Source organism: Rhodococcus sp. P-2 (assembly GCF_016598535.1).
GTDB classification, from domain to species: domain Bacteria; phylum Actinomycetota; class Actinomycetes; order Mycobacteriales; family Mycobacteriaceae; genus Rhodococcus_F; species Rhodococcus_F baikonurensis.
On record NZ_CP066779.1, the window covers coordinates 6,301,407 to 6,315,452 of the forward strand.

Below are 14,046 nucleotides of genomic sequence, written 5' to 3' on the forward strand. Positions count from 1 at the left end.
AAACCCTTCGAGGTCGAACGAACAGACTCTTCCGAGATGCGATTTCCGCTCTCGGCCGCGCAACGGGCAACGTGGTTCGCACAACAACTCGACCCCGAAGTCCCCATTCTGATAGCGCACTACGTCGAGTTGCGCGGCGAACTCGACGTCGAACTACTGGGTCGTGAAACGCGAGCAGTTGCCCACGAGTTTCAATCTCCGTTGCTGAAAGTAATCGAGGTCGACGGTCAACCGATGCAGTACGTGGACGAGACATTTGAGATCACCGTCCGTCTTGTCGACCTTCGTCGGTCCTCCGATCCTCTCGCGGATGCGGTCGAGTGGATGCGTCGAGATTGCCGGACGCAGCTCGACCTGGCAGTCGACGGAATCGTCGAGACCGCTGTGCTGCGCGTGGGCGACGCGCACTATCTGTGGTACAGCCGCATTCATCATGTCGCGCTCGACGGTTTCGGCGCCATGACCATGATGAACCGCATTGCGCATCGGTACTCGGCCTCGGCGGCGCGAGAAGATCCGCAGCCGAGTCGTGCCGCGACACTGCGCACGCTGTACGACATCGACGAGCGGTACAGAATGTCGGATCGATTCGCCGCAGACCGGGAGTACTGGGCTGAGCGCAATACCACCGTCGCCGGATCCAGCCTGGCGGAGGCTTCTGGGCCCGCGCAAACCGAGAGCCGACTCGAAAGCACACTGATGTCGGACCGGAGCTGTGCCCTTCTCTACGAATCCGAGAACCACGCTGCAACGGTCATCGCTGCGCTCGCGTTGTACCTCTCGCGGATGACGGCGAAAGAGACTGTCCAGATTCATGTTCCGATGTCCGGACGGACCACGGCGGTGTTGCGGGACTCGGGCGGCATGATGGTGAACGTCGCGCCGTTGCTCATCAGAGTCGCAGCCGTCGACACCGTCGGTGAACTCCTCGCCCAGGTTCAGCATGAGCTCATGGGTGCATTGCGACACCAGCGCTGCAGCCTCGACGACATCCGTCGGGACGCCGGCGTGACGAGCGGTCTGGATGGCGAAGCCTCGTATTCCGGGCCCATGGTCAACGTCATGATGTTTCGGCAGGAGGTGCAGTTGGGCGAGGCGGTTGGGGAGTATCACATCGTCACCTCCGGTCCGGTGGAAGACCTTCTGGTCAACCTGTATCCGAGCGGCGACAGACTGCGTGTCGACTTCCGGGCAAACCCGGTCCGCTACGAGGAGGCGGGTTTACGCGAGCACCACCGGAATTTTGTCGGCTTGCTGGAAGAGTTGATCGCGTCTGATTCCGGTGCCGAACTCGCAGAAATTCACAGCCCGACGGCCCGGGAGGGCGAGCGACGACAACGCGAAATCCGGCAGCTCGAATATTGGAGACTTCAGCTCACCGGGGCGCCCGAACTGTTGCAACTTCCCTTCGATCGAACTAGGCCTGCAACGCAATCGTTGGACAGTGGACAGGTTGAGGTCGTGATCTCCGCCGACACTCACACGCGGATTACAGAAATGGCACGTGATCTCGGGACGGACACTTGCGCGGTCCTGCACACAGGCTTTGCGCTTGTGGTGAGCCGATTGTCCGGTGCTTCGGACGTGGTAATCGGTACTCCCGCGGGATCCGACGCGAACATCGTCGCCGTCCGGAGTCATATCGATCTGGAGACGCCGTTCACGGCGCTCCTGGGCAGCGTCGTCGAGGTCCACAGTAATGCGCAGGCGCACAGAGAGATACGGCTCGAGCAGGTGGTGCAGTCGCTTGCGGTAGAAGATGTACCTGCGTATGCGCCGGTTGTACAGGTGACGTTCGAGTTGGTCGCCAGCGCTGACGAGCACCCTCCCGACATCGGCCGCTTCGATCTCGGAGTGTCTGCTGTCGAAACCTTCGACGAGGCGGATACACCGTCCGGAATTACGGTGACGCTCGCGTTTGCCACCGACCTGTTCGACGCCGAGACGATACGCGGCCTCGGTTTGCGATTCGCGCGCGTCCTGGAATCCGTCACAACAGATCCGGCAATGATCGTCGGCGACATCGACATCTTGTCCGACGACGAGCGATCCGCGATGAGGCCTGTCCGCGGTGACCTTCGCGCTTCGCCTCGCACCTTGGCCGAGTTGTTCGACGGTGCGGCACGCACAAACCCCGACGGCGTGGCTCTCGCGTTTCTCGAAGACGAGTTGACCTATCGCGACCTCGACGAGCGTTCCTCGAAGTTGGCCCGAGTCTTGATCGACCGCGGTATCGGTCCGGAAAGCAGTGTGGCGCTGGGTTTGACGCGGTCGATCGAATCGGTTGTCGCGATGTTGGCGGTGACCAAAGCCGGCGCGGCATTCGTGCCGGTGGATCCGACCTATCCGAGTGAACGTGTTCGCTTCATGCTGACCGATTCCGGCGCCGTACTGGGGTTGACGGTCGTTGCGAAACTTCATCGTTTGCCGGATTCGATTTCCTGGTTGGCGATCGACGACGCTGAGTTCCGTGGCCGACTTGCGCGGTTGTCGGTGCGCTCGGGCTCCGATGGCGATCGGGTGCACCCGATCCGGCCCGACAATCCCGCATACGTGATCTACACTTCGGGTTCGACCGGACTCCCCAAGGGGGTGACGGTCTCGCATCGTGGACTGGAAGCGCTTGCTGCCGAACAGCGTTCGAGGTTCGGCGCGACTCGGGAAGCGCGAACGCTGCATTTCTCGACCCCGAGTTTCGACGCCTCGATTTTCGAGTATCTTCTGGCTTTCGGTGCCGGAGCGACCATGGTGATTGCACCGAGCACGATCTACGGCGGTGACGAGCTGTCTCGCTTCCTTGAATCCCAGCGTGTCACGCACGGTTTCATCACTACTGCGGCGCTCGGAACAGCGTCGCCCGAGGGCCTTTCGGGCTTCGGTGATGTGGTGGTCGGTGGTGAGGCCTGTCCACCGGATCTTGTGCAGCGGTGGGCTCCCGGCCGACGGCTGTGCAACGCCTATGGGCCGACCGAGACCACCGTCATGTCGAACATCGGCGAGCCTATGGTGCCGTCGGAGAACATCACAGTGGGCGGTCCGCTCCGCGGATTCGACGAGGTCGTGCTCGATCAGCGATTGCACCCCGTCCCCGACGGTGTCGTTGGCGAGCTGTACATCTCGGGAGACGCGCTCGCACGCGGATACCACCGGAAGTATGCGTTGACGGCCGAACGATTCGTGGCCGACCCGTTCGGTCTCCCAGGCCGGCGGATGTATCGAACGGGCGACTTGGTGCGCCGGCGCCGCGGCCGTGCACTCGAGTACGTCGGTCGTAGCGACTTCCAGGTGAAAGTTCGCGGATTCCGTATCGAACTCGGGGAAATCGACAAAGTCGTGCAGTCGTGTCCGCAGGTCGAGAATGCAGTCACCGTGGCGCGTGCGGGTCCCTCCGGGACAACGATGATCACCACGTACGTCGTACCTGCCGGCGGAAGTGCGCTCTCGACGGCCGATCTGACGCAGTACGCCGCGAGTCGTGTGCCGTCGTACTTGGTTCCCGCGGCCTTTGTTCTTCTCGACGAGTTGCCGGTGACTCCATCGGGAAAGGTCGATCGCGCTGCCTTACCGGCACCTCTGTTCGATGCTCGGTCGGACAACTTTCGGCCGCCCGAGGGCGCCGAGGAACTGTTGCTGGCCGAGATTTTTGCCGACGTCCTAGGCGCCGAGACGGTGGGTGCGGGTGACGACTTCTTCGAGCTGGGTGGGAACTCACTCATTGCCACAAAGCTGATCGCACGAGTCAACGCCGCTGAAGCAGTCGATTTCGGGGTGCGGACTTTGTTCGAAGCACCGACGGTCGAATCATTGGCCCTCCAGGTGCGTGGCGCGAAGTCCTCCGGCGTTGATCCCTCGCGTTCGAAGCGTCCAATCCTGCAGGCACATTCGCACAGGGACAAGATTCCGGTGTCTCCGGCGCAACGACGCCTGTGGTTCGTCAATCAGTTCGACACGTCGTCCCCGGCCTACAACATTCCGATGGTGGTCCGACTGTCAGGGGGGTTGGATGTGGCTGCGCTGCAGCTCGCGATGGGTGATGTTTTCGATCGACACGAATCGCTTCGTACCGTCTACCCGGCGTCGGTCGACGGCCCACATCAGGTGGTAGTTCCTTCGGAACGCGTGACGTCGAAGATGGCGTGGGAAGTATCCGTGGACGAGGAAGTCTTGGACAGGCGCATCGCCGATCTGGCTCGCGAAGGGTTCGACGTGAGCGCGAACGTGCCCCTGCGCGGGTCTCTTTTCAGAATCACTCCGGCCGATCACGTCCTCGCGTTGGTGGTTCACCATATTTCAGCGGATGGAGCATCGCTCGAGCCGCTGGCCCGCGACCTGACCCGCGCCTACGCCGCGCGAGCAGCGAAGCGGACACCGGACTGGCCGCCTTTGCCTGTGCAGTACGCCGACTACAGCCAATGGCAGATCGAACTGCTCGGCAGTGACGACGATCCGGACAATCTCGAGGCGAAGCAGTTGGACTATTGGACGTCCACCCTGTCCGGTCTACCTGCCGTGATCGACCTTCCGCTGGATCGACCGAGGCCCGCGGCACGATCCATGCTCGGTGAATCGGCCCGATTCTCGGTGCCCGCAGACGTGCACAGTGACCTCCTCGAACTCGCTCGGAGCCACAACACGACCCCGTTCATGGTGATGCACGCAGTGCTGGCGATCCTGTTGGCACGGCTGAGCGCCTCGCCGGATGTCGCGATCGGCACTCCGGTAGGAGGGCGCACCGAGCGAGTCCTCGACGATCTGGTCGGGATGTTCGCCAACACGGTCGTCCTGCGAACCGTCGTTGATCCTGCCGCGACTTTCGAAGAGATCCTTTCACGAACTCGCGACGTTGATCTGGCAGCGTTCGGGCAAACCGAGGTGCCGTTCGAGCGCGTCGTCGATGCTGTTGCGCCGGAGCGTTCGTCGTCTCATTCCCCGCTCTTCCAGGTTCTGTTGGAATTCCAGAACACCGCAGATCCTCACCTCGAACTACCCGGACTCGGTGTCGATGTTGTTTCAGTCGACATCGGTGTCGCCAAATTCGACGTGCAATTGTCGCTCTCCGAGCAGCGTGGCAAGGACGGCAGCCCCTTGGGTTTCGACGCCGCTTTCACCTATGCCACCGATATCTTCGAGCGCACCACAGTTACCGAGTTCGGGGAGCGTTTCGTCCGCTTACTCCGGTCGTGTGTCTCGAATCCAACTGCCCCAGTAGGTGATACGGAGATTCTGGGCGCTTCCGAGCGTGGGTTGGTGGTGGGTGGTTGGGATGGTGTGGGGGTGGCTGTGGGGTTTGACGTTGGTGGATGTGTTGGATGGTCGGTTTGCTGGTGTGGGTGGTGGGGGGTGGTGGCTGCTGCTTTTGCGGTGGTTTTGGGGTGTGAGTCGCGGGTTGGTGTGGATGACGATTTCTTCGTGTTGGGTGGTAATTCGCTTAATGCGACTCGGCTCATCAGCCGCATCAACCAACATGCCGGTACCGCGTTGCCGCTTCGCGCGTTGTTCGATCATCCTTCAGTGGTGGAACTTGCTGCGGCACTGGATAATGCAGAGCGGGCCGCTCGGCCCGCCCTCCTTGCACGCACACGCCCGGAACGGATTCCGCTCTCGCTTGCGCAGAACCGGATGTGGTTCCTCAATCAGTACGACGTCACGTCCGCGGCGTACAACATTCCGTTGGTCATCCGCCTCTCGGGTGCCGTCGACGTTTCTGCGCTTCGCTGGGCGGTGGGTGACGTCCTGGCACGTCACGAGTCGCTGCGAACGATGTTCCCCGACAACGGTGACGGCCCAGTCCAGGTCATCTTGACGCCTGAGGAGGTGGAGTTCGACGTGAGCCCGATCGAGGTCGACCGTGGCGACCTCGATACGCGCATACTCGCTGTCCTCTCCGAAGGCTTCGACGTCACAGCTTCGGTACCGATTCGGGTCAAGCTGTTTCGTATAGAAGAATCCGAGCATGTGCTCGTGATGTCGGTGCATCACATCAGTGCGGACGGCGTATCCATGACGCCGTTGGCTCGGGACGTGATGATTGCCTACTCGGCGCGACTGACCGGCCAGGAGCCCTTCTGGTCGCCGCTGGAGATCCAGTATGCCGACTTTGCACTGTGGCAACGGGCGCTCCTCGGCGACGAGGCGGACCCGAACAGCATCGCATCGACTCAGATCGACTACTGGAAGACAGCGTTGGACGGGATCCCGGACGCACTCGAACTTCCGACCGATCGACCACGGCCGGCGGTGGCCACCCAGAACGGTGCGATGATCCGCTTCGACATCGCGCCCGACGTCATGGAACGCGTTCGTGCGATTGCCGATCACCACCATGCAAGTGTGTTCATGGTGGTCCACGCGGTGTACGCAGCGTTGCTGGCGAGATTGTCGGCCACCTCCGACATCGTCGTCGGCACGCCGGTGTCCGGTCGAGGTGAGGCGTCCGTCGATGATTTGATCGGAATGTTCGTCGGCACGGTCGTTCTGCGAACAGATGTCGATTCCGAGCAGACGTTCTCGTCGTTGATCGATCAGGTACGTGACCGAGACTTGAGTGCATTCGGCCACGTCGATGTGCCCTTCGAGAGGCTTGTCGACGTTCTCAACCCCGTTCGTTCACAGTCTCACTCGCCGCTGTTCCAGGTTGCGTTGGCCTACGAGTACGTCGAGGACACTGCCTTCGAGCTTCCCGATCTTCGGGTGTCGGCTCTCGAATTCGACGTCACTCCAGCACAATTCGATCTTGCATTGACGCTGTTCGAGAGTGCGGACGACGCCGGCGAAGCAACCGCCGATTCGGTAACGGTGCGTGGATCGCTCACCTACGCGACCGATCTGTTCGACCGTTCCACGGTCGAGTCGTTCGCCGAGAAATTCGTGATGCTGCTCGAGCAGTTGACCGAAGACCCGGCGAGCGTTCTCGGTGATGTCGACATTCTGAATCGGGACGAGCAGAACCTGCTGGCGCCGGTGCGAGGCTTGGCGGCAGCGCATCCGGCGACCCTTTCCGAGCTGATTCATGCTGCGGTGTCGTCGAATCCGACGGGGATCGCCTTCCTGTGGAATGACCGCGCCGTCACCTACGCCGAGGCCGACGAACTGTCGACCCGACTGGCACACGTCATCGCGGAACGCAATGCCGCACCGGAAACCTTTGTCGCTCTCGCTCTTCCTCGCTCACTCGAATCCGTTCTCGCAGTGTGGGCGGTGGCCAAGACCGGTGCCGCGTACTTGCCGGTCGACCCGAGCTATCCGGCCGATCGCATCGCGTACATCCTCGGCGACTCTCGGGCAAGGTTGGGTGTGACGATCGCCGAGCAGCGGCGGTTCCTGCCGGACGACGTCGAATGGTTGGTTCTCGAGGACATCGCCGACGAACTTGCGGTGGCCTCGCTGAGCCCGATCGACGCACCCGCACGGGTCGACAATCCGGCATACATGATCTACACCTCGGGCTCGACGGGTATGCCCAAGGGTGTGGTGGTCACGCATTCCGGCCTCGCCAATTTGGCGGCGGAGCGGCGCGAGCATTATCGAATCACGTCCGATGCCAGGTTCCTGCACACCGCTTCCCCCAGCTTCGACATGGCTGTCGGCGAAATGATCTCGGCTCTTTCTGCCGCGGCAACACTGGTGATCGCACCCGTGACCACGATCGGTGGTGACGACCTCGCGGAGTTGCTGGATATGCAACGAGTCACCCATGCTCTGATCACGCCGGCCGTCCTGAGCACGATCGACCCACGCGACCACGAGCATCTTCGGGTCCTCGGGGTCGGCGGTGAAGCGGTGTCCGCGGATCTGGTCGATCGCTGGCAGCCCGGCCGGACCATGCTCAACGGCTACGGACCGACCGAAGCGACCGACATCTCCACGGTCGCAGACCTCGTCGCGGGACAACCGGTCACGATCGGGACGCCAGTGCGTGGGTTCCGGGCCATGATCCTGGACACTCGGCTGCGGCCGGTGCCGATCGGCACACCGGGCGAACTGTATGTAGCGGGGCCCGCACTGGCCCGGGGCTACCACAGTCAACACCTGCTCACCGCAGCACGATTCGTCGCAGATCCCTTCGGCGAACCCGGGCAGCGCATGTACCGCACCGGCGACATCGCCGCCTGGACGAATGATCTCACCGTCGAGTACCACGGACGGATCGACAGTCAGGTCAAGATTCGAGGCCACCGTATCGAGCTCGGTGAAATCGAGACGACGGCAACGCGGTGCGATGAGATTGCGCAATCCGTGGTGCTGGTCGTCGAGACTGCACTGGGTAAGCGCCTGGCCATCTACCTTGTGCCGGAGGCAGGGCGCGTCATCGACCTCGAGGCCGTACGGCACCACCTCGAATCCACGCTGCCACGACCGATGGTGCCGCATGCATACGTGGTTCTCGACGCATTTCCGGTCACGGTGAACGGCAAGCTGGATCGCAAAGCCCTTCCGACTCCGACTTTCTCCGTACCGAAGACGCAGTATCGAGCACCTGGATCTGAGACGGAAGAAACCCTCGCGTCACTGTTCGCAGACCTGCTCGGTGTCGAGACCGTGAGCGTCGACGATTCGTTCTTCGGTCTCGGTGGCGACAGCATCGCATCCATTCAACTCGTCTCCCGAGCGAAGGCTCACGGGCTCGTGATGACACCGCGCGACGTCTTCGAGCAGAAGACCGTGGCGGCGTTGGCGCAGGTCGTCCTGCGCGCTGACGTGACCGCGCGGGAGGTACTTGCCGAGCTGCCGGGCAACGGTGTCGGCGAGTTGCCGCTGACGCCGGTGATGCGGATGGTCCTCGGCAGCACCGATCACTTCGATCGCTACTCACAGTCGATCGCACTGGATCTGCCGGTCGGTGTCGACGAACAGGGGATCGTCGACACGCTCGCCGCCGTCGTCGACCACCACGACATGCTTCGGTCGACGTTGCACAGCGACACCTTGCAGGTAGCCGAGCCCGGCAGCGTGGACGTCGCTGCTCGTCTGCGGAAAGTCGACTTCGATCCGACGGTTGTCGCCAGCGCGGAAGGCCTCACCGAATTGGCGAGGTCCGAAGTGGAACTGGCTCGGCGAGAACTCGATCCGCGTGGCGGTGTGATGTTCGCGTGCGTATGGCTCGCGCCGACGGGTGAGCCGGAAGCGGCGACGGGTCGACTGCTCGTCGTCATGCACCATCTGGTCGTCGACGGCGTGTCATGGCGAATCCTGGTGCCGGACTTCATGACCGCGTGGGCACAGATATCCAATGGTGCGCTGGCGCAACTGGCCCCCGTCGGTACGTCCATGCGGCGGTGGGCACATGCGTTGCAGGACAGCGTGGCTGCTGCGACGGCAGAACTGCCGGTGTGGCGTTCAATTGTCGACGGCGAGGATCCTGACCTGGGATCGGCGAGCTTCGATCCCTCCGTCGACTTGGTCGACACCGTCCGCGACATCGAGGTACGCGTCGATGCTTCGACGACTCGTGCACTGCTGACCGAACTTCCGGCCGCATTCCGTGGCGGCGTCAACGACGGTTTGCTGACGGCTCTGGCGCTCGCTGTCACTCGTTGGCGTCGCGAACGAGGCGTGCACACCACATCGACACTGATCCAGATGGAAGGTCACGGGCGAGAAGAGCACACCGCACCCGGTGCCGATCTCTCGCGGACCGTCGGTTGGTTCACCAGTGTCTACCCCGTGCGTCTCGAACTCGGTGCACTCGACATCGACGACGCCATGAGCGATGGCGCCGCAGCGGGTCGCGCCGTCAAATCGATCAAGGAACAACTGCTGGCCGTGCCCGGTCGTGGCATCGGCTACGGCGTTCTGCGATACCTGACCGGCAGCGACCACTGTGAAACGCTGCAGGACGCAACGCCACAGATCAGTTTCAACTACCTCGGTCGTGTCTCTGCCGGAAGCGTTCCCGACGAGTTCGCAGAACTCGGCTGGACTCCGTCTGCGGATGTCGGTGACATCGAAGGACCCGGAAACCCGGACATGCCCGCCGCGGCAGTTCTCGATATCAATGCCATCGTCACCGACACGTCGGACGAGTCGACGGGTGGCGCCTCGTTGTCCGCGACGTTCTCCTACGCCGGACGTCTCCTGACGGAGGCGGATGTCCGGGACTTGGCGGAGTACTGGACGATCGCGCTGCGGAGTCTGGTCTCGCACGTCGGCGACGGAGCCGGGGGAGGCCTGACGCCGTCCGACGTTCCGTTGGTGACGGCCTCGCAAGAGGACATCGACGCCTGGGAAGAGCGATACCCGGTGGTCAGGGACATTTGGCCTTTGTCGCCTTTGCAGCACGGGCTTGCCTTCCATTCGCTGCTCGCAGGGAACACTGCCGACGTCTATCAGACCCAGATGGTTCTGGAGCTGACAGGAACGGTGGATCCGGTGCGAATGAACCGGGCCGTGACTTCACTGCTGAACCGTCACGACAACCTTCGGACCGCCTACGTCACGGATCTTTCGGGCGAACTCGCGCAGATCGTTCTCGGTGAGACCGATATTCCGTGGCGTGTGGTCGACCTCGGTGCGGTGCCGGAGAGCGAGCGCGAGGTTGCTTACGTTCGAGCCCTCGAGCGCGATCGATCCGAGCGTTTCGATTTGGCAACACCGCCGTTGCTGCGATTCACGCTCATCACGCAAGGTCCAGGGCGGCACGCGCTCGCAGTGACGCTCCATCACATTCTGCTCGACGGTTGGTCGATGCCGTTGCTGATGAAGGACCTGATGGTCCTGTACGCAACGCACGGAGACGAATCTGTGCTTCCGCGCGCAGCGTCGTATCGTAATTACCTGGCCTGGTTGAGTTCTCGTGACACTGCGGAATCCGAGCTGGCATGGGCCGAGGCGCTGTCCGGGCTCGAACAGCCGACATTGTTCGCCGGGCAGAGGACTGTGGGTTCGAGTGCCGGCACCGTCGAGTCGGTCGTCACCCAGGTGGAGACCGAACTTGCCCAGCAGCTCGGTGCCTTCAGCGCCGACAACGGCGTCACGCTGAACACGATGATGCAGGCCGGTTGGGGAATACTGCTGGCGCGCCAACTGGGTCGAACGGATGTCGTGTTCGGAGCAACGGTGTCGGGTCGTCCCCCCGAGCTCGATCAGGTCGAGTCGATGATCGGCCTGTTCATCAACACACTTCCTGTCCGGGTCACGCTCGACCCCGCGGAGTCATTGCGCTCATTGCTGTCGCGCCTGCAGGTCGAACAAGCCGGACTTCTCGAACACCACCATCTCGGGCTGACGGACATCGTCAAGAGTGTCGGAAACGCCGCTGACTTCGACACGTTGACCGTCTTCGAGTCGTATCCCGTCGATGCTGAGGGGATCGCTGCAACGACCTCGATCGACGGGATGACCGTTACCGCCATCACCGGCGAGGACGCGACTCACTATCCGTTGACACTTACCGTCGTCGCTGACAACGGCATTGAGTTCACGCTCAAGTATCAGTCGGACGTTTTCGACGCGCCGACGATTCGGGTCGTGCGAGAGAGGATGCTTCGGATCCTGCGCGCACTCGTGGAGTTGCCGGACACCGCCGTCGGAAACCTGGACGTCCTGGGGGCCGACGAACGGCGCCTTCTCGTCCCGGTGTCGGGTCTGCCTGCGGCGCCCCAGTCGACCTGGGCCGATCTCGTCGATTCTGCCGTCGCGCGGAACCCCGAGGGGATCGCGATCTGGGCCGACGGTCGTGCGTGGACGTATCGAGAAGCGGACGCCTGGTCCAACCGCCTGGCCCGAATTCTGCTCGATCAGGGTGTCGGTCCGGAAACCTTTGTAGCCGTGGCGCTCCGACGGTCGGCAGCGTCCGTAATGTCGGTGTGGGCGGTGACGAAGACCGGCGCCGCCTACTTGCCCGTCGATCCCGACTATCCGGTTGAGCGAATCGAACACATGATCACGGACTCCGGCGCTGTCATCGGCATCAGCCGGCGTGGGAATCACCTTCCCGATTCGGTGCGTTGGCTCGATCTGGACGCACTGGAAACCGCGATCGACGATCTCCCCGACACGAGGATCGTAGGAGCCGCCCGTGTCGACAATCCCGCCTACATGATCTACACGTCCGGATCCACGGGCAAGCCGAAGGGTGTCGTGGTCACCCACGGCGGTCTTGCGAACCTTGCAGCCGAGCGACGTGAGCACTATCGAGTCGACTCGTCCTCACGATTCCTGCACAACACCTCGCCGAGCTTCGACATGTCGGTCGGCGAGATGATGTCGGCGCTATCCGCGGCGGCGACTTTGGTCGTCACACCACCTACCATTCTGGGCGGAGAAGAGCTGTCCCGGTTCATGATCGGACGTCGGGTCACTCACGCACTGATCACTCCGGCGATGTTGACGTCGATGGAACCGGAAGGGCTCGAAGAGCTTCGAGTTCTCGGTGTCGGCGGGGAAGCCGTATCTGCCGAACTGGTCAACCGTTGGCAGCCCGGTCGAACCATGCTCAACGGGTACGGCCCTACCGAGGCAACCGACATCTCCACCGTCGGTGATCTCGTCGCGGGGAATCCGGTCACGATCGGGTCGCCCGTGCGCGGTTTCGACACTCTGATCCTCGACGCGCGACTCCTCCCGGTGCCGATCGGGACGCCGGGCGAACTGTACGTGTCCGGGCCGGCTCTCGCGCGGGGATACCACGACCAGTCCGTGCTCACGGCAACCCGATTTGTTGCCAACCCACACGGCCGGCCCGGTGATCGTCTGTATCGCACGGGCGACATCGCTGCGTGGACACCAGAACTCACCATCGAGTACCAGGGGAGAACCGACAGTCAAGTCAAGATTCGTGGGCATCGCATCGAACTCGGTGAGATCGACGCGGCACTGCACGCTCACCCGGACGTAGATGTGGCCATGACCCTCGGCAAGCGGACACCGTCCGGGGACACAGCACTGGTGGCGTACGTCGTGCCCGCACAAGGAACCGCACCGGAGGTGGGCCAGGTCATCGCGTTCGTCTCGGAGTTCCTGCCACGTCACATGATCCCGAGTGCTGTCGTCTTCATCGACAAGGTGCCGACGACACCGACAGGAAAGGTCGACGAGAAGGCATTGCCGACCCCTGAATTCGCGTCGACGATCGTGTATCGAGAGCCGAGCACGCCTACGGAAATCGCTGTTGCGACTGCCTTCTCGGAGGTCCTCGAGATCGCTGACGTCGGCGCTGACGACAACTTTTTCGAACTGGGTGGCAATTCACTGTCGGCGATGCGGGTGGTGACCAAGTTGCGGGCCTCCCTCGCTCGCGAGATCCCGCTGCAGTGGTTGATGACCGAGCCGACTCCGGCGTCGATAGCGAGTCGTGTGGACTCCGGACAAGAATCTGCCGGCGCACTGGACGTCGTGTTCCCGATTCGGACGACCGGTGATCGGCCGCCTGTGTTCTTCGTTCACCCGATCGTCGGTCTGGCCTGGAGTTACGCGGGATTGACGCCCTACATCGATTCGGCAACTCCGATGTACGGAATCCAGACTCCAGCAGTCTCGTCCGCGGATCCGCTACCGACTTCCATCGAACTCACTGCTGCCAGGTACCTCGAGGAAGTTCGGCTAATCCAGCCTGAAGGTCCATACCACCTGGCCGGTTGGTCGCTGGGCGGGGTGATCGCACACGCGATGGCAGTGCAATTGCAGACGGCGGGCGAGTCGGTCGATTCGTTGGTGATGCTGGACAGCTTCGCCTATTCCGCTGAAGACACGGAAGGATCGGACGCTGGTGACGACGCGGATATGGGTCTCGAGTTCGCACAAGCCATGGGTGAGCTGACTTCGGAAGATGTCGGCAGGCTTGTCTTCGCGGCCCAGCACAACGACTCGTTGATGCAGACCTACCGGCCGGGGATCTTCGATGGAGACATTCTGTACTTCACTGCAGCGCTGGATGATCCGTGGCTGAACCGTGGCGCCGATTCATGGCGCGCGTACGTGAGCGGGGATATCGTGAATCACCCCGTCGAGTGCACTCACTGGAACATCACCTCACCGACGGCTCTCGAAACCGTTGGACCATTGATGGCGCACAACTTGGAGAGGATTCGTCGGATGTCCTGAGTCTGG

At 62.5% G+C, this 14,046-nt stretch carries 1 protein-coding gene; it reads left to right on the plus strand.

The window, feature by feature from the left end:
* The first annotated feature begins 36 nt into the window (after nt 1-36).
* A complete protein-coding gene (locus I7X09_RS29220) occupies nt 37-14,040 on the plus strand; it encodes a non-ribosomal peptide synthetase (RefSeq protein WP_200314919.1) in 14,004 nt (4,667 codons plus the stop codon).
* Nucleotides 14,041-14,046: the final 6 nt, after the last annotated feature.